Origin of the sequence: Lacinutrix sp. Bg11-31 (genome assembly GCF_002831665.1) — a bacterium.
Lineage (GTDB): Bacteria > Bacteroidota > Bacteroidia > Flavobacteriales > Flavobacteriaceae > Lacinutrix.
This window is the reverse complement of sequence record NZ_CP025118.1, coordinates 2,456,627-2,474,981: the sequence shown is the minus strand read 5'-3', so window position 1 is coordinate 2,474,981 and position 18,355 is coordinate 2,456,627. Positions and strand designations below refer to the sequence as shown.

The 18,355-nt window shown below is 32.3% G+C and carries 14 protein-coding genes; 3 read left to right on the top strand and 11 right to left on the bottom strand.

The genetic code is table 11. The annotated features are described in order from the left end of the window. Nucleotides 1-5: 5 nt before the first annotated feature. Nucleotides 6-725 (top strand): hypothetical protein, encoded by a 720-nt coding sequence (locus tag CW733_RS11185; RefSeq protein WP_100997261.1) that lies wholly within the window; start codon nucleotides 6-8, stop codon nucleotides 723-725. Between the two features lie 40 nt (nucleotides 726-765). On the opposite strand, the gene CW733_RS11180 is transcribed toward CW733_RS11185, so the two are convergent. Genes CW733_RS11180 through CW733_RS11170 form a run of 3 tightly spaced genes read right to left on the bottom strand, consistent with a single transcriptional unit; the run spans nucleotide 766 to nucleotide 3,456 of the window. Continuing rightward, nucleotides 766-2,538, bottom strand: a complete 1,773-nt coding sequence (locus CW733_RS11180; protein ID WP_100997260.1) for a 1-deoxy-D-xylulose-5-phosphate synthase — start codon at nucleotides 2,536-2,538, stop codon at nucleotides 766-768. A gap of 31 nt (nucleotides 2,539-2,569) precedes the next feature. After that, the gene (locus tag CW733_RS11175) at nucleotides 2,570-3,064 is read right to left on the bottom strand and encodes an energy transducer TonB (RefSeq protein WP_100997259.1); all 495 of its coding nucleotides are present in this window, start codon (nucleotides 3,062-3,064) and stop codon (nucleotides 2,570-2,572) included. Next, complete coding sequence (locus CW733_RS11170; RefSeq protein ID WP_100997258.1) at nucleotides 3,052-3,456, bottom strand: hypothetical protein; 405 nt, start codon at nucleotides 3,454-3,456, stop codon at nucleotides 3,052-3,054. Before CW733_RS11170 ends, CW733_RS11175 begins: the two co-directional genes overlap by 13 nt. A 76-nt stretch (nucleotides 3,457-3,532) precedes the next feature. On the opposite strand from CW733_RS11170, the gene CW733_RS11165 reads away from it, so the two are divergent. Continuing rightward, a complete protein-coding gene (locus CW733_RS11165) occupies nucleotides 3,533-3,982 on the top strand; it encodes a nucleoside deaminase (protein WP_100997257.1) in 450 nt (149 codons plus the stop codon). Between the two features lie 50 nt (nucleotides 3,983-4,032). Here CW733_RS11165 and CW733_RS11160 read toward each other — a convergent pair whose 3' ends face one another. The 5 genes from CW733_RS11160 to aspS all read right to left on the bottom strand — a co-directional run bounded on the left by CW733_RS11160 (nucleotide 4,033) and on the right by aspS (nucleotide 9,403). After that, nucleotides 4,033-4,269, bottom strand: coding sequence for a hypothetical protein (locus CW733_RS11160; RefSeq protein WP_100997256.1), 237 nt, complete (start codon nucleotides 4,267-4,269; stop codon nucleotides 4,033-4,035). 100 nt (nucleotides 4,270-4,369) lie between these two features. Next, on the bottom strand, nucleotides 4,370-6,148 hold the full coding sequence (locus CW733_RS11155) for a chloride channel protein (protein WP_100997255.1): 1,779 nt from the start codon (nucleotides 6,146-6,148) through the stop codon (nucleotides 4,370-4,372). Between the two features lie 66 nt (nucleotides 6,149-6,214). Continuing rightward, entirely contained in the window at nucleotides 6,215-7,051 is an 837-nt protein-coding gene (locus CW733_RS11150) for a tetratricopeptide repeat protein (RefSeq protein ID WP_100997254.1), read from the bottom strand. Beyond that, on the bottom strand, nucleotides 7,023-7,583 hold the full coding sequence (locus CW733_RS11145; protein WP_100997253.1) for a hypothetical protein: 561 nt from the start codon (nucleotides 7,581-7,583) through the stop codon (nucleotides 7,023-7,025). Before CW733_RS11145 ends, CW733_RS11150 begins: the two co-directional genes overlap by 29 nt. A 71-nt stretch (nucleotides 7,584-7,654) precedes the next feature. Then, nucleotides 7,655-9,403, bottom strand: a complete 1,749-nt coding sequence (gene aspS / locus CW733_RS11140; protein WP_100997252.1) for an aspartate--tRNA ligase — start codon at nucleotides 9,401-9,403, stop codon at nucleotides 7,655-7,657. Nucleotides 9,404-9,593: 190 nt separating this feature from the next. Between aspS and CW733_RS11135 the strand changes: the two genes are divergently transcribed. Beyond that, the gene (locus CW733_RS11135; protein WP_100997251.1) at nucleotides 9,594-12,218 is read left to right on the top strand and encodes a TonB-dependent receptor; all 2,625 of its coding nucleotides are present in this window, start codon (nucleotides 9,594-9,596) and stop codon (nucleotides 12,216-12,218) included. Between the two features lie 101 nt (nucleotides 12,219-12,319). Here the strand turns inward: CW733_RS11135 and CW733_RS11130 are convergent, their stop codons facing one another. Genes CW733_RS11130 through CW733_RS11120 form a run of 3 tightly spaced genes read right to left on the bottom strand, consistent with a single transcriptional unit; the run spans nucleotide 12,320 to nucleotide 18,354 of the window. After that, entirely contained in the window at nucleotides 12,320-15,823 is a 3,504-nt protein-coding gene (locus CW733_RS11130; protein WP_100997250.1) for an efflux RND transporter permease subunit, read from the bottom strand. 11 nt (nucleotides 15,824-15,834) lie between these two features. Then, a complete protein-coding gene (locus CW733_RS11125) occupies nucleotides 15,835-17,004 on the bottom strand; it encodes an efflux RND transporter periplasmic adaptor subunit (protein ID WP_100997249.1) in 1,170 nt (389 codons plus the stop codon). 24 nt (nucleotides 17,005-17,028) lie between these two features. Then, nucleotides 17,029-18,354, bottom strand: coding sequence for a TolC family protein (locus CW733_RS11120; RefSeq protein ID WP_100997248.1), 1,326 nt, complete (start codon nucleotides 18,352-18,354; stop codon nucleotides 17,029-17,031). Nucleotide 18,355 lies beyond the last annotated feature (1 nt).

The window sequence follows — 18,355 nt, the reverse complement described above, 5'->3', positions numbered from 1 at the left end:
AAGATATGATTAAGAAAATAAAATTATTACCAGTAATACTATTTGTATTTGTTTTAATTACTTCTTGCGGTAGTGATGATGATGGTGGTGGAACTGCAGCTGTAGCACCTACGCCAGAGCCTAATACAGCACCTACAGCAGTAGGTGCACTAACTTACCCAAGTTCAGATTTACTTTGTATAGATAGCACTATAGAGTTTACTTGGTCTGCAGCAACAGACGTAGATGGAGACACTATTAATTATAGATTAACAATTGCACTAGATAGAAATCAAACAAATATTGTAGAGCAAATTACAACTACAGCAACCAGTAGAACAGTAACATTACAAAATGGAACTGCTTATTATTGGAATGTAGTCGCTTTTGATAGTGAAGATGAAGCAACAGCTTCTCAAACTTTTGCTTTTTATACTGAAGGAGATGGTGTATCAAATCATGCTCCATTTGCAGCGTCTTTAAACGCTCCAGCTTTAGATGCTGTTTTTAGTGCAGGAACAACAACCTTAGATTGGTCTGGAAGTGATGTAGATGCAAGTGATACATTAACTTATGATTTGTATTTTGGAGATACTACAGATCCAGCTCAAGTACAATTAGATGTTGCAGCTTCTACTTTTGATGTAACAACAGTAGCAGCAACAACTTATTATTGGAGAATAGATACTAAAGATAATAATGGTGTTAAAAGCATTGGACAAGTTTGGTCGTTTAGTACAAACTAAGAAATAAGTAACTTATATTATTAAATGGCAGACTAAATATTTAGTCTGTCATTTTTTTTAGAAACAAACTTAGATTTTTTGAGTCTAGATGCAGAGATTGTTGCAATTCTAAAACCGTTCCATGTTCTGTAAAAGTATCAGGAACACCTTTTAATATTAATTTATTTTTGTAGTTGTACTTTGCTGAAAATTCTGCAATTGCACTTCCAAAACCACCGGTTATTGCACCATCTTCAATAGAAATAATTGTTTCATGAGTATTAAATATATTCTGAAGCATTGTTAAATCTAAAGGTTTAACAAAACACATATCATAATGTGAAAATGTAGATGTGTCTTCTAATAAATCTAAAGCATCAGTCACATTTTTAGCAATACTACCAATAGAAAGAATGGCTGTTTTTGTTCCTTTTATAAGGCAAAGTCCTTTCCCAATTTCAATTTTAGAAAACGGTTGTCTCCAATCTAAAATTTGTCCTCTTCCTCTTGGGTATCTAATAGCAATAGGATGATCTAAACCTAGCTGAGCAGTGTACATAATGTTACGTAATTCAATTTCATTTCTAGGCGCGAAAATAATAAGGTTTGGAATGCATCTCAAGTAAGCCAAGTCAAAAACACCATGATGTGTAGCTCCATCTTCACCAACTAAACCAGCACGATCTAAACAGAAAATTACCGGTAAGTTTTGTAATGCTACATCATGTATTACTTGATCGTAAGCACGTTGTAAAAATGTAGAGTAAATATTACAAAACGGTACCATGCCTTGTGTTGCTAATCCTGCTGCAAAAGTTACTGCATGTTGTTCAGCTATACCAACATCGAAAGCGCGTTCAGGAATTTGCTCCATCATGTATTTTAAAGAGCTACCAGTTGGCATTGCTGGTGTAATTCCAATAATTTTATCGTTCTGCTTTGCTAATTCAACAATAGTGTGTCCAAAAACATCTTGATATTTTGGAGGCTGTTTTAGTTCTGGTTTTGGAATTAATTCTCCAGTATCCTTATTAAATTTCCCTGGAGCATGATAAGTAACCTGGTTTTCTTCCGCTTGACGTAAACCTTTTCCTTTTGTAGTAATAACGTGTAAAAATTTTGGTCCTTTTACCTTTTTTAATCTTTCTAATTCGTTAATTAAAAGCGGTAAATCATGACCATCTATTGGTCCAGAATAATCAAAATTTAAGGCCTCAAAAATATTATCTTGCTTTTGAGTCCCTTTTTTAACGTTAGTTAAATATTGTTTTAAAGCACCAACACTTGGGTCAATACCAATGGCATTATCGTTTAATATAACTAGTAAATTAGCATCTGTAACTCCAGCATGATTTAGACCTTCAAAAGCCATTCCGCTTGCAATGGAAGCATCTCCAATAACAGCAATATGCTGGGTTTTTAAGTCCCCTTTTAGCTGTGTTGCAATAGCCATTCCTAGAGCAGCAGAAATAGATGTAGAGGAATGTCCAACACCAAAAGCATCGTATTCACTTTCTAATCTATTTGGAAATCCACTTAAACCACCATATTGTCTATTGGTGTCAAAACTTTCTCTTCTACCAGTTAAAATTTTATGACCGTAAGCTTGATGGCCAACATCCCAAACCAATTGATCTTTTGGTGTGTTAAACACAAAATGTAAGGCAATAGTTAAATCTACCACACCTAAACTAGCGCCTAAATGACCTTCTTTAGTAGCTACTATGTTTATAATAAACTCACGTAATTCTTGAGCTAATTCAGGTAACTGCTCTTGTTTTAAAAGACGTAAATCTTTTGGGTAGTTTATATGTTGAAGTAATTTTTGTTTCACTTAACAAAACTACGATATTTAATAATTGTATTTATTCTTCAATATTAAATATTATAGGTAAAATGTAGCTTACAGAAACCGCTTTTCCATCTTTTCTAGCAGGCATTAATTTTGGGAGCTTTTTTAAAACACGTTCGGCTTCTTTTTCTAATTCTGGATAATATGCTCTTGTTCGTTTAATAATTATATTACCAGTATTTGTGATTTCAAAATCTACATATATTTTTTGCTTTACTATTAACTCTAGACTATCAACTACTGTTTTCTTAAAATTGTTTTTAACAAATTGATTTAATTGAGATTGAAATTGCTTTTTATTTTCTTCTTTTGATAATTTTGAAGTAGTTTCTTTAAATTCAGGGTATTCATCTACAATGTATACTGGATAAAGTTCGGTAGGTGAATGTTCTTCAAGTATCATATCACCATCTACAGTAATTACTTTTCCTATAGTAATAATTTCTTTTTTAGGTTTTTGGTATTTAATTACGCTATCTATTCTTTTTGTAGATTCTATAAAACCCAAAACATCAACAACTTCATTTTTTTAGTATCTATTATTTCAATACTATCAATTTTTTGTGGTTTTTCATTTTTAGAATTACAACTAAATAACGATGTTCCCATTACAATTAAAATTACAAAAAAGAATGATTTGTAGACATTATGATTTTGCTGAATTAAACTTAACGGAATTCTAATATTTATAGAATCTAACTTTGTTTGGCTAATATGTCCGCAGATACTTTTGTCTTTTTTTTTAACTAAAAAATCTTGAATTTCTGACACATCCATTTTAGAAAAATCAACTACTGTTTTTGAACATGAGCTACAATAACGACCTTTGCCTTTTGGAGACATTGTTTCCCAGCCTTCGTGACATGGCTCTGGAATTTTAATAGAGAAATATTTTTTCATGGTTAAGAGCTTTTGTTATAATTATCAAAATTCTTGCCGAAGCGTATTATTTAATTTGAAATCGTATTTTTATAGAATGATAAAACCATACGACGATAAATACTTCATGCAAAAAGCATTACAAGAAGCCGAAGAAGCTTTTGAAAAAGGTGAAATTCCTGTTGGTGCTGTTATTGTAATTGAAGATAGAATAATTGCCAGAGCACATAACCTTACAGAGCTTTTAAACGATGTTACTGCACATGCAGAAATGCAAGCTATTACAGCAGCTGCTAATTTTTTAGGTGGCAAATATCTAAAAAACTGCACATTATATGTAACCTTAGAACCTTGCCAGATGTGTGCAGGTGCTTTGTATTGGAGTCAGATTTCTAAAATAGTTTATGCTGCTAGAGACGAGGATCGTGGTTGTATTAATTTAAAGACTAAGCTGCATCCTAAAACTAAAATTGAAGGAGGAATTCTTGAGGAAGAAGCTTCAAAACTAATGAAGCGTTTTTTTATAGAAAGAAGAAACCTAAACTAATACAGGTCATTGTGTAATGAGTAAGACTGAAAATAACAACTAAAATACCGTTATTCTTTTTTTCTGTTTTCTCGTTCACGCATTTTATCAAGATTTTCTTTATTTAATAAATAATCTCTAGGGTTTTTGTCTTTCCAACTATACCATGAAAATAAAGGGATTACAATAAAAAAGAAACCTAATACACCATAACCTATTAATTTTTGTGAATAAGAAACGTCTAAAGCATAACCAGAAGCTATTGAGGCTAAAGAAACAATAAAGAAAAACCAGATAATATATTTCATTTTATAATATGTTTTTATCTTAAAAATGGTGCATTCACTTTGGTGTTTGCTTAAATTTTATGGAATAGTTAAGCCATTGCAAAACTAATCAAATTTAAGATTAAGAAGAAGCATTAATTAATTGTCTTCTATAAGCTGTAAGTAGTTTTGATTTTGAAACGAAGCCAATATACTTTTCATTTTTTATTACCGGTAAATTCCATGCTCCAGAGTCTTGAAATTTTTGCATAACTATTTGCATAGAATCTTTTTCATAAATAATTTTATCTGGAGGATTATGCATTAAAGACTCAACCAAAGTCGAATTATAAAGCGATTGATCGAACATGATATCTCGCACATCATCAAGTAAAATAATTCCAGATAATTTACCGTCTTCGTCTACAACCGGAAATAAGTTTCTAGTCGATTTAGCAACACCTTCGTGAAGCATTTCTCCAAGTGTCATTTTTGGATGTAGTTTAGAAAAACGACTTTCGATTATAGATTCTAAAGTCATTAATGTTAAAACATTTTGGTCTTTATCATGAGTTAAAAGTTGTCCTTTTTCAGCAAGTTCTCTAGTGTAAATAGTGTAATCTATTGCACTTTTTTTAATGCTGAAAGAAATACCAACAGCAATCATTAATGGTATAAATAATTCGTAACCACCAGTAATCTCAGCAATTAAGAAAATAGCAGTTAATGGTGCATGTAAAACACCAGCAATTAATCCAGCCATACCAATTAAAGTAAAGTTGGTTTCGCTAACATTAAACCCTAAACCGATATTGTTTATCACTTTTGCAACTGCGTTGCCAAGAGCGCTTCCCATAACCATTGTTGGAATAAATATACCACCAACACCACCAGCAGCAAAAGTTGTGGTCATTGCAACGGCTTTAAAAACAGTAATGCCAATAAGAAGAGCAATAACCACCCAAATATTATCATTAAAAGCATCAAAAGGTGTTTTGCCTAAAGCCTGAATATGATTTCCTGCAAGTAAATTGTTTATAAAACCAAAACCTTCACCATACAAAGGTGGGATAAAATAAAGCATGATACCAATAGCTAAACCACCAATAATTAATCGCTGAAAAGGAGTCTTAAAGCGCTCGAAAAACTTAAGAATAGCAAAATACATTTTAGTAAAATAAATAGAAGCAAAGCCTGTTCCGATACCTAAAACTGCATAGAAGAGAATATCTTTTATCTGAAATTTATCTGAAAAATTAAAGTTAAATAATAAATCGTCTCCTAAAAAGAAATAAGAAGTAATTACAGATGAGACTGATGCTATAAGTAATGGTAATAAAGAAACAAAAGTTAAATCTAGACTAAAGACTTCTACAGCAAAAATAATAGCAGCAATTGGCGATTTAAAAATAGAAGAAATTGCTCCAGCTGCAGCGCAACCAATAAGTAATGTTCTTGTTTTTCTATTGATATGAAATAGTTTACCTAAGTTAGAGCTTATAGCAGCACCTGATGCTACTGCAGGACCAAGCAAACCAACCGACCCTCCAAAGCCAACAGTTAAAGGAGCAGCAATTAAAGGAAAGTAAATTTTTGAGCGTTTTAAAAACCCACTTTTTCGTGTAAGCGAAAATAGAATAGAAGGAATAGCATGTTCAATAGGTTTTTTACTTACATATTTCACAAATAAATACACTAATAATAAGCCAATTACAGGCAGTATAAAATACAACTGATTTTGAGAAAACACAATACCTTTAGCAAGAAGCGTTTCTATTGTAAACGTAATATTTTTAAGTGTCACTGCTGCTAATCCAGCTAATAAACCAACTAATGCACTTAGTATAAAGGTGAAGTTTTTTTCGGAAATGTGTTTGTATTTCCAAATTAAAAAGCGTTTTAGAAGTGTTCTTTTTGGCATGATTGGTTACTTATATCAAAGTAACAAAAAATCCTGCAAGAAGCAGGATTTTAATATTAAAAGTATTTAGAGATTTTCAATTTTAAATTTGAGGTCTGTTAAATCTTGAGGATAAATTTGTCTCAAGGTCTCTACGTAGGCGCGCTTGTTATTATAACCTTCGTTAAAATCGTCTATGGCTTCATTTATTGTTTCTAAAGCTTTTTTGTTTTTGCCTTCAGCTATAAAAATTTGTGATTTATAATATTTAGCATCTGCGCTGAGGTTACGAGAGTATTCTAATTGTTTGTCGAGATTTAAAAGTGCCTTTTCATAATTACCTGCCTCAAAATAAGCAATGCCATTATATAGGAATGCTGTAATGTCAACGTAATCTTCACCAAATTCTTTGGTTTCTTTAGCGATGTGTTTTTCAAAATAAGCGTTAGAGTTTTTAAAATCGTTTAAACCTAAATAAGCAATACCTCTCCAATAATCTACACTGTGTCCTTGTGGAGCATCTATAAAATCTGGTGTTAATACATCACTAGCATCAAAATCTGCGATTGCTTTTTTATAATCTCTATAAAACCATAAATAAAGATAGCCACGCCATGGAATTCTAGTTACAGAATCGAGTTCTACTGCTTTATTGTATTGTGGTAACCATTTGTGAGGTAAGCCTCTTTTTAAGTCGGCAACAGATAGCTCATAAACACCAGGTTCGTAAGTTGGATCTATTGCAACAGCCTCTGCAATGCCATTTTGAAATGCAGTAGAGCCTTGCCTAAATTGAATTGCAGCTTTATAAGTTTCTTCTGCAAGTGTTATTTTTTCAGAAGCGTTTAAGCTAGCGTCATTTCTGCAAGAAAAAATCACTAGTAAGCAACATAAACTAAGGTATGATTTGAGTGATTTTTCCATTTTCTATTCTGTATGAGATGTAATTGTAATAATTGTATGGCTTATTATTTTTTGGATATTTTAAAATATTCCAGTGTTTTGAGTTTGAAGTAAAGGTTAGTAATTCATCTACTAAATCTTTATTAAGAGGTGTTTCCTCTAGGTCTAAATTCATTTCAATAATTTCAAACCATCCAGCATTACCTTCGCAATTCACTAAAAATCGAAAGTTTAAATACCCAGAATCATTATAATTATTAGTATTGAATTGACTAAATAATTGATCTCTATAATGTTTTTTGTTAATGTTGTATCCTTCTAATGCAGAACCATTGTAAGTTCTTTGTATAAAACCATCTTCACAAAGTTCATATTTATCTTTAAGTAGCGCTTTATCTTGGTCTATATAGCCAATGTAGTTTTGGTAAGGTTTGTTTTCTGTATTGTGAGCTTCTGTGTAATAGTAATAGCCGTAACCAATAATTCCGGCTATGGCTATAATAATTATTAAGAGTACTATTCCAATAATTTTAAAGACTTTCTTTCGTTTCATAAATCTAATCTAACAAAAAAATCCTGCAAAAAGCAGGATTGATTTATAAACGGTTAACTTGAAGGTATAAACTACAAATCAAGCTTTAAACTTAATTCTTTTAACTGTGCTGCGTCAATTGGGGCAGGAGCATCTATCATTACATCGCGACCAGAATTGTTTTTCGGGAAGGCAATAAAATCTCTAATTGTTTCTTGTCCGCCTAAAATAGCAACTAATCTATCTAAACCAAAGGCAAGTCCACCATGTGGAGGTGCACCATATTCGAAAGCATCCATTAAGAAACCAAACTGTGCTTTTGCATCTTCATCGCTAAAACCTAAGTGTTTTAACATGATTGCCTGTGTAGCTTTATCGTGTATTCTTATAGAACCACCACCAATTTCGTTTCCGTTTAATACTAAATCGTAAGCATTAGCTTTAACATCTCCAGGATTAGTGTCTAATAATTCTATTTGACCTGGTTTTGGAGAAGTAAACGGATGGTGCATTGCATGATAATGACCAGTTTCTTCGTCTAATTCTAATAATGGAAAATCAATTACCCATAGTGGAGCAAATACTTTTGGATCGCGTAAGCCTAAACGTGTTGCTAATTCCATACGTAAAGCGCTTAACTGCGCACGTACTTTGTTAGTTTCTCCAGATAGTACACAAACTAAATCGCCTGCTTTTGCGCCTGTAATTTTAGCCCATTTTTCTAAATCGTCTTGATCGTAGAATTTATCTACCGAAGATTTAAATGTCCCATCGTCATTGCAACGAGAATAAATCATACCTAAAGCACCAACTTGAGGGCGCTTTACCCAGTCGATTAATTTATCAATTTCTTTTCTTGTGTAAGCGTTTCCTCCAGGAACTGCAATACCAACAACTAATTCTGCAGTGTTAAAAACACCAAATTCTTTATGTTGTGCAACTTCGTTTAATTCCCCAAACTCCATTCCAAATCTAATATCTGGCTTGTCGTTTCCGTATAAACGCATCGCATCATCGTACAACATTCTTGGGAATTTATCGATTTCAACACCATTTACTTCTTTTAGTAAGTGACGTGTTAATCCTTCAAAAACATTTAAAATATCTTCTTGCTCAACAAACGCCATTTCACAATCAATTTGTGTAAATTCTGGTTGTCTGTCTGCACGTAAATCTTCATCTCTAAAACATTTTACAATCTGGAAATATTTATCCATACCACCAACCATAAGCAATTGCTTAAAAGTTTGAGGCGATTGTGGTAGTGCGTAAAATTCACCTTCATTCATACGAGAAGGCACAACAAAATCACGAGCTCCTTCTGGAGTAGATTTAATTAAATAAGGAGTTTCAACTTCTATAAAGTCTTGGTTTGACAAAAAGTTTCTAACCTCTTGTGTTACTTTGGCTCTAAAAATTAAGTTGTTTTTTACAGGGTTACGTCTTATGTCTAAATAGCGATATTTCATTCTAATATCTTCTCCTCCATCTGTTTTGTCTTCAATAGTAAAAGGAGGAAGAAGCGCTTCGTTTAAGATATTTAATTCTGAAACTAAAATCTCAATATCACCAGTTGGCATACTTGGATTTTTTGAAGCACGCTCTATTACAGTTCCTTTTACTTGGACAACGAATTCACGACCTAGTTTCTGTGCTTTTTCAAGCATGTCTTTAGAGGTTCTCTCTTCGTCGAAAACAAGTTGAGTAATACCGTAACGGTCGCGTAAATCTACCCAAACAATAAAACCTTTGTCTCTTGATTTTTGAACCCAACCAGATAAGGTGATTTCTGAATTTATATGTTTTGCAGTTAACTCACCGCAATTATGACTTCTGTACATGGAATTTTATTTTAAAATGCAAATTTAACATTTATATATTTGACTTTAATTGATGATTCAAAACTTATTATTTTACAATAATAGGTTTGATTTGTTGTTATTTTCTTATTTTTAATTTATTAAAAAACATTAATACTTAGATATTTAACAGTTTTATTGTGTTTTTACTAATTAATTTAAACTATAGATTATGAAAAAAAATCTCTTTATGATGCTGTTCCTATTCTTGGGAGTATCACATCTTATTAATGCGCAACAAGTAACAGGGAAAGTTTCTGATGATTCAGGGCAAATACCAGGAGCTTCGGTTGTAGTAAAAGGAACAACTAATGGAGTAACCACAGATTTTGATGGCAATTATTCCATTGATGCAAATAATGGAGATGTGTTAGTTTTTTCCTACGTTGGCTACAATCTACAAGAAATTACAGTTAATAGTAGTGTTGTAAATGTAACTCTACTGCCTGGTGTATCATTAGATGAAATTGTTTTGGTTGGAAATAGGGCTAAACCAAGAACTATTTTAGATTCTCCTGTACCTATCGATAATATAGGTGTTGCAGAACTAAAAAAAACAGGGCAACCTACTGTAGATAAGATGTTAACTTATAAAGTGCCATCTTTTAACTCTACAACTCAATCTATTTCTGACGGAACAGCACATTTTGATCCTGCAGATTTGAGAGGATTAGGACCAAGTAGAACACTTGTGTTGGTAAATGGTAAACGTAAAAATCAAAGTGCATTAGTATATATTAACGATACTCCTGGTAAAGGAGAAGTTGGTGTTGATTTAAAAAGTGTACCAGCAGCAGCTATTGAACGTATTGAGGTTTTGAGAGATGGAGCTTCTGCTCAATATGGCTCAGATGCTATAGCAGGAGTAATAAACATGGTCTTAAAAAAAGATGTTGAGTTTACTACAGTTAGTGCAAAAGCAGGAGTAACTACAGAAGGAGATGGTTTTAATTTTGGTGCAGATTTAAATACATCGATAAACCTTGGGGAAGAAGGAGGTTATTTAAATTTTACTTTAGGATATTATGAACAAGAACAAACAAATCGCGCAGGAACACCTGGGAAAGATGATTTATTTGGAGTTGCAGCAGACGACCCTACATATGGTTCATGGTTGACAGAAAATCCTGATTTAGGAATGACGGTTGGCCAACCAGAATTAAAAATAATGGATATTTTTGTAAATGCAGGAGCTCCAATTGGTACTAAAGGAGCAGAGTTTTATACATTTGGAGGGCTAACGCATAGAACAGGAAAGAGTTTTGCGTTGTACCGTACACCTTATTGGGTTCAAGATCCTCATAATCTATTACATGATGCAGGAACGGAATATCAAGGTTTTCAACCAACATTTGAAACTGATATTGTAGATAATAATATAACTGCAGGATTTAAGTGGGATTTATTTGGCTTTAATGTTGATTTAAGTGGTACTTATGGAAGAAATGGAGTAGACTACGAAGTTAATAATACCTTGAATGTAGATTTAGGTGCTAGAAGCCCAACATCTTTTGATGTTGGTGCATACACATTTAGTAATACACTGGCTAATTTAGACTTAAGCAAAGAAATTGGAGCGTTTGTAGTTTCTTTTGGTGCAGAAGTAAAAGGTGAACGTTTTACAGCCAAAGCAGGTGATGCAGCATCTTATTATAATCCAACAGGATCGGGAGGAGCACAATCTTTTCCAGGTTTGCAGCCTAGTAATGCTGTAAAAGCTACTAGAGATAATTATGGAGTTTATGGAGCTATTGACTGGGAACCAACTGAAAATATTTTAATTGGTGGTGCTGTTCGTTATGAGGATTTTAGTGATTTTGGAGATAATACCTCATGGAAATTAAACGGGCGTTACTCTTTAGGAGATAAAGGAGCAATTAGAGCTTCTTATGGTACAGGATTTAGAGCGCCTTCGTTACATCAAATTTATTTAAGTAATGTGCAAACGTTAGTTTCTGGTGGTACAATTTCTAATCAAGGAACTTTTAATAATGTAGATCCAATAATTAGAGATGGTTTAGGTGTCCCGCAATTAACAGCAGAAACTGCAAAAAATATTTCTGCAGGAATAACATACAAGCCTTTAAGGAATTTATCATTATCTCTAGATTTCTACAATGTAAAAGTAGATAATCGTGTTTTGTTTACTAATGAAATAGGTTATGATGGTGATGATGGAACAACTAACCCAGTAGAGCAGATACTAATTGATAACTCTATAACAAGCTTAAAATTCTTTGTTAATGCAGTAAGCACTAATACTACAGGTGTAGATTTGGTTGCTAATTATAGAAATATTGAATTAGGTAAAGGTAAATTAACAGCTACATTAGCAGCGAATTTTAATAATACAGAAATAGATGGTAAGATTGATACACCAACTTTACTTGATGAAAATGGGTATGATATTTTTAATAGAAAAGAACAATCAAGAATTCTTTCTTCTAGACCAAAAACAAAAGCATTATTAGGATTTGATTATGAATTAAACAAATGGAGTTTTGCCTTAAATAACACCTATTTTGGGGAAGTGACTTGGCAACATGCTACAGATGTAGATAAAGATCAAACATTTTCAGGAAAAATTATTACAGATTTAAATTTTGGATATGAATTTAGTAATCGGCTTTCTGCATCACTTTCAGTAAGTAATTTGTTAGATGTATATCCAGATGAAATTGAAACTGGTGGAGATGTTGTAACCGATCTTGGAGGCCGATTTAAATATCCTTGGGAAGTTAGTCAATTTGGTACTAATGGAACAACAATTAGTGGAGGCTTAACTTTTAAATTCTAACTTTTATTAGGTTAGCTTTTTAAATAGATTTTAATAAAAACAAAAAAACCAGAGAAGTTAGCTTCTCTGGTCTTTTTGTTATAGGTAACTTACTGTCTATTTTATTCTGTTAACTCTATCGTTTCTTCTTTTTTTTCTTCAGAAGAAAACCGGTCTCTTAACCACATTTTTAATTTCATCGATAAGAAAAATAATATTGGTACTACAATTAAAGTTAAAAATGTAGCAATAAATAAACCATAGATTACTGTCCAAGCTAGTGGTCCCCAAAAAACAACATTATCTCCTCCCATATAAATGTTAGGATCAAAATCCGCAAATAGTGTAAAGAAGTTAATGTTTAGACCAATTGCTAACGGAATTAAACCAAAAATCGTGGTAATTGCAGTTAGTAAAACGGGTCTTAAACGTGCTTTACCTGCTGTTACAATGCTTTCAAAAAGATCTTGACTAGATAAGTAATCTTCTTTTTCTAAATCTAGTTCTGCTTTTTTTCTATCTATAAGAAGTTGCGCATAATCTAAAAGTACCACACCATTATTTACCACAATTCCGGCTAGCGATATAATACCAACCATAGTCATCATGATAACAAATGCGCTTCCCGAAATGACAATACCACCAAAGACACCAATAAAACTAAGAAAAATAGCAATCATGATAATTGTTGGTTTTGAAACCGAATTAAATTGGAATATTAATATAAAAAAGATTAATCCCAATCCAGTAAAAAAGGCACCAACTAAAAAGAGCATTTGTTTGTTTTGTTCTTCAATTTGACCTGTGTAATCAATTTTTATTCCGCTAGGTAAGCCTTCATAAGCTTTCATCTCGTTTTGAATTTGACCTACAATGGCTGCAGCATCTGTAAAACCTGGAGATAATGCAGAATAAACAGTTACAACACGCTTGGTGTCCTTATGCTTTATAGCACTAAAACCTGAGTTGTTTTCATATTTAGTAACAGCAGAAACAGGAACACTTTTTATTTGGCCTGTATTGTCTCTAAACGTAATGTTTTGATTAAATAAAGCGCTTTTATTATATCTATTTTCTTCATTAAAACGAACATAAATATCAAAATCATCTCCATCTTCTTTATAAACACCAGCTTTAGATCCAAAGATAGAATTACGTAACTGTTGCCCAACTTGAGCAGCGCTAATACCTAATTCGCCTGCTTTTTCTCTATCGATGGTAACACGCATTGTTGGCTTGTCTTTATTAACGTCTATTTTAAGTTCATCAATACCAGCAACGTTTTTTGTATTAATAAACTCACGCATATTTTCTGCGACAGCAATAAGTTCATTATAATCATCACCTTCAATCTCTATATTAATTGGAGCACCAGCAGGAGGTCCATCGGCATTTTTTTCTACCGAAATTAAAACACCAGGATAAATACCAACTAATGCAGCTTGTACTTTTTGGCGTAATAACTCACTATCTTCTCCACGTCTAAATTTATACTCACGCATAGAGGCAGTAATCTTTCCTTTATGTGGCATTTCTGCGGCAGATCCACCGTCTGTTTGAGGATTTCCTGCGCCTTCACCAACTTGTGATACTGTACTTTCTACTAAAAAGTTTTTACCAGCATACATGTATTGATCTTGGTTAAGAACTGTATATACACGTTTTTCAATTTCTTTAGTTATCGCATTTGTTTTTTCGATAGCAGTACCTTGAGGGTATTCTATATAAACAATAATTTGATTTGGTTTGTTGTCTGGAAAAAACTCAACTTTTGTTCTTTGCGTAGATAACGAAATACCAAAAGCAATAAAAGAAGCTATTAATAATAAAAATGTACCAATACTTAAAATATAGGGTCTCCAACCTGAAAGTGCACCACGTAATTGACGCTCGTACCAGTTTTCTAAATTTACTAAAGCTTTATTTTGAAAGCTATTTGCCCATTTCCTGATAAAGAAACGATAAGCCCAAAGCATAACAGCTGTAAAAATCATTATAGTTCCTAAGCCTTTATAAGCGCCTCCAAATAGAAGGATAAGTACACCAAAAATAGCAACTATTATTGTTGTTCTAATAATTTGCTTTAAAGGCATGTCTTTGTCTTCTGTAGTCATGAACCGAGACACTAACACAGAATTAAAAAATATAGCAACAAATAATGAAGAGCCTAAAACAACAGATAGTGTAATCGGTAAAATTTTCATAAACTCTCCCATAATTCCTGGCCAAAAGGCTAAAGGTGTAAATGCAGCAACAGTTGTAGCTGTAGATATAATAATAGGGAAAGCTATTTCGCTAATCCCTTTTTTTGCAGCATCAACTCTACTCATACCTTCGTCTTCCATTAAACGGTATACGTTTTCAACAACTACAATACCATTATCCACAAGCATTCCAAGTCCCATAATAAGACCAAAAAGTACCATTGTATTTAAACTTTGTCCAAGTAATTCTAATATCATAAGTGACATGAACATGGACATTGGAATTGCAAAACCAACAAACAAGGCGTTTTTAAACCCTAGAAAGAACATTAAAACGGTTACTACTAGTATAACTCCAAAAATAATATTGTTTACTAAGTCGTCTACTTGACCAATGGTTACAGACGATTGATCGTTAGTTACAGTCACAGATAAATCTTTTGGAAACACATTGTCTATTGCATTTTTTACGATAATTTGAATTTGCTCTGCAGCAGCAACCATGTTTTTACCAGCACGCTTTTTAACGTCTAGCATAACTACAGGTTCTCCATACTCTCTTGCAAATGTTGTTTTGTCTTCTTCTTTAAAACTTACAGTCGCAATATCTTTTAAATAAATAGATTTTCCTTTTTCAGATTTAACGACAAAGTTTTCTAATTCTGAAGGTTTTTCAATTTCTCCTAAAATTCTAATAGTACGTCTTTGTCCACTGGCTTTTAAATTTCCTGCAGACATGGTTAAATTTCCATTATTAATGGCTCCAGTTATGTCGTTAAAAGTAACTTGTGCAGCCATCATTTTATAGATGTCTACTGCAACTTCAACCTCTTTGTCTTGTGCACCACGTATATCTGCCTTTTTAATTTCCGGTAAATCTTCAATTTCATCTTGAAGATATTCTGCAAATTCTTTTAATTTTTGAATTGGATAATCTCCAGAAATATTAATGTTTAGAATTGGCATTTCTTCAGAAAGACTTAACTCAAAAACATCAGGTTCTACTTTTGCTCCATTAAAACTTGGCCAATCTTCACTAGACGTTTCGGTGTCTATTTCGTCTTTAACCTTTTGTTTAGCTTGATCTACGGTAATCCCTTCGTCAAACTCAACAATTAACATTGAATAATCTTCTTGAGATGTTGAAGTAATTTCTACCACATTACTTACCGTTTTTAGCTTGTCTTCTAAAGGGTCTGTAATTAATTTTTCAATGTCTTCTGCTGTGTTTCCGGGATAAATAGAGCTAACATAAATCTTGGTTTCGTTTACTTCTGGGAAATTTTCTCTTGGCATACTAAAAAATGCAGAAATACCTAAATAAAAGATAACTGCAATAAGTACATACATTGTGGTTTTATTGTTAATTGCCCACGATGATAAACCAAATTCTTTATCGACTTGTTTTTTCTTTTTAGTCATTGTTTTTTGGTTTAGTAGTTTATTACTTTAACTGTTTGGCCATCTTTAACACTACGTGCTCCTTCTTTAATAAGTTCTGCGCCAGTTTCGATGTTTTCTAAAACCTCGATAACATCACCTTGAGTTCTTCCTGTTTTAATAATGATTTTACTTACAACACCTTCATCATTATCTTTTTTATCTTTTACAACATAAACGTATTGTTCTCCTTCTGCGTTTTCAGAAATAATACTTTGCGGAACAAGTATTGCTTTTTCGTTTGTATAATCGTTAATTTTAAGCCTAGCTGTTAAGTTTGGCTTAATGCTTCTGTCTTTATTTGGTACTCCAATTTCTACTCTAAAAGTTCTATTTGCAGGATTAATTACTGCTCCAGCCTGACGAATTTTTGTATCTATACTTTTGCCTAAAACAGGAAATTCTACATTAACATTTTTACCTTTTATTACATTAGAAACATAACTTTCTGGCACATCTGTTTCAATATACATATCGTCTAAGTTTACAATTTGCATAAGTGGTGTTTGTCCTGCACCAACAACACTTCCTTTTTCTGTAATAACATCGTCAATAGTTCCACTAAATGGTGCCCTTACTGTTGTTTTGTTTATTTGTTGTTGTAATTGGTTAATTGCTTCTTGTTGAGATTCGTAAGAAGATTTAGCTTGTAAATATTGAATTTCGCTACCAATTTTTTGATTCCAAAGACGTTGTTGGCGCTCAAAAGTTGTTTTTGCTAAGTTAGATTGGATTCTAAATTGTGCTAGTTGTTGACTTAAACCACCATCATCAATTTTTGCTAAAATTTGTCCTTTAGAAACGTGCTGTCCTTCTTTAACATATACGTTTGTTAGGATGCCATTAAATTCTGGTGTAATAATTAATAGGTTTTTAGTTGTTACGTTTCCTTGTAATTCTAAAACGTGATTAAAAACCTCCGCTTTTGCAGTAAAAGTGGTGATTAAAGGAATATTTTGTGTCGTGTCTAATGTTTTAATTCTGTCGTCTAATAACTTTATTTTAGAGTGAACTACATCTTGTTCTGCTACTAATTCTGCTCTTTTTGTACGAATACCTTCTAGGTTATTAGTTTCTAAAACGTTTTCGACTGTGTTTTTTTTATCTCCTCCACAAGAAGATAATAGGAGTGTTACGATTAATAGTGAATATATATATTTCATTTTGATAGTGTTTTTTCGGTTGGATTATTTTTGTGATATGTTATTTAGAACAGTTTCTAACTCCGCTTTTTTGTTAATTACATCTAACATAGTTTGTAATAATTGGTTCTGCGCTGTATATAATTGTGTTTGCGCTTGACGTAACTCGAAACTAGAACCGATACCTTCAAAAAATTTGGTTTGATTCTTTTTTTCAATACGTTCTGCTAACCTTAAATTATCTTTTTTATTATCGTACTCTTCTATTGCAAATTGATATTCGCTTTTTGCTGAAGCTATTTTAAGTTTTAGCTGTTGTTCGGTTTCTTTTAAATTATTTTCAGCAATGTTTAAATTTATTTTCGCACGTTGTGTTCTTGCGCTTTGTAAGCCTACACCAAAAATAGGAATGGTAATTCTAGCTCCAAAATTTGCGGTTCCAACCCATTGTTGGTTGTTATTTAAAAAAGTGAATTTTTGGCTATTCCCTAAATAACCACCACTAATAAAAGCTCCAACAGTTGGTAAAGCTTTGCTTTTTTCAAGTTTGACTAAGAGTTCTTTAGAACGTTTATCGTTATCAGCAATTTTAAAGTCTATTGTGTTTTTAACATCATCACTAATTTCGAATAAAGTGATAGTGATGTTTTGTGCTGCTAAAGTATCTAAACTATCGCTTGTAATAATTACATCGTTAATGTCTTTTCCAAGAGTAATATTCAACATTTTATTTCCAATACCTTGAAGTCTTATAACATTATTAAGATTACTTTTTACACCAGAAAGCGTTATTTTAATTTGCTCAACACTTTCTTCTTCTTCTAAACCATTTTCGAAAATCTTAGTGATGTCATTCAAGTTTTTTTTAAGAATACTTATGTTTTTTTTTAAAATAGAGATACTTTCTTTTGTAAGTAAAACGTTTCCATATGCATTAATTACTGCTTTTCTTATTTCAAGATCTGTTTTTTCTTTACTATTTCTAGAAATCTCTAAAAACACTTTAGATGCTTGAAGTCCAACTAAATAAGAGCCGTCAAAAATTAATTGATTTACTGTTACGTTTGCATTTACAGATTGTTTAGCACCAAAATCTATAATGCCATCGTCTCCAAAATCTACTGGTTCTTTAAACTGTTGTTTAATATTATTAATATAATCGATTGTTGCTCCCATTTGTGGTAAGCCATTTGCAATCGTTTCCCATTGTTGAGCTTTTGCAGAATCAATATTTAAAGTAGCATTTTTAGATTCTCGATTGTTTTCTAAGGCATAATCAATAGCTTCTTGTAAAGAAAACGAGGTTTTGGTTTCTTGACCGTATGCAATTGTGCTAATTATAAAACTAAATAATATGAGTATTTTTCTCATT

What these genes read in the sequence shown, in the direction of transcription:
- CW733_RS11185 (WP_100997261.1), top strand. Translation starts at nt 6, where the DNA reads ATGATTAAGAAAATAAAATTATTACCAGTAATACTATTTGTATTTGTT.
- CW733_RS11170 (WP_100997258.1), bottom strand. Translation starts at nt 3,456, where the DNA reads ATGAAAAAATATTTCTCTATTAAAATTCCAGAGCCATGTCACGAAGGC.
- CW733_RS11165 (WP_100997257.1), top strand. Translation starts at nt 3,533, where the DNA reads ATGATAAAACCATACGACGATAAATACTTCATGCAAAAAGCATTACAA.
- CW733_RS11160 (WP_100997256.1), bottom strand. Translation starts at nt 4,269, where the DNA reads ATGAAATATATTATCTGGTTTTTCTTTATTGTTTCTTTAGCCTCAATA.
- CW733_RS11155 (WP_100997255.1), bottom strand. Translation starts at nt 6,148, where the DNA reads ATGCCAAAAAGAACACTTCTAAAACGCTTTTTAATTTGGAAATACAAA.
- CW733_RS11150 (WP_100997254.1), bottom strand. Translation starts at nt 7,051, where the DNA reads ATGGAAAAATCACTCAAATCATACCTTAGTTTATGTTGCTTACTAGTG.
- CW733_RS11145 (WP_100997253.1), bottom strand. Translation starts at nt 7,583, where the DNA reads ATGAAACGAAAGAAAGTCTTTAAAATTATTGGAATAGTACTCTTAATA.
- aspS (WP_100997252.1), bottom strand. Translation starts at nt 9,403, where the DNA reads ATGTACAGAAGTCATAATTGCGGTGAGTTAACTGCAAAACATATAAAT.
- CW733_RS11135 (WP_100997251.1), top strand. Translation starts at nt 9,594, where the DNA reads ATGAAAAAAAATCTCTTTATGATGCTGTTCCTATTCTTGGGAGTATCA.
- CW733_RS11130 (WP_100997250.1), bottom strand. Translation starts at nt 15,823, where the DNA reads ATGACTAAAAAGAAAAAACAAGTCGATAAAGAATTTGGTTTATCATCG.
- CW733_RS11125 (WP_100997249.1), bottom strand. Translation starts at nt 17,004, where the DNA reads ATGAAATATATATATTCACTATTAATCGTAACACTCCTATTATCTTCT.
- CW733_RS11120 (WP_100997248.1), bottom strand. Translation starts at nt 18,354, where the DNA reads ATGAGAAAAATACTCATATTATTTAGTTTTATAATTAGCACAATTGCA.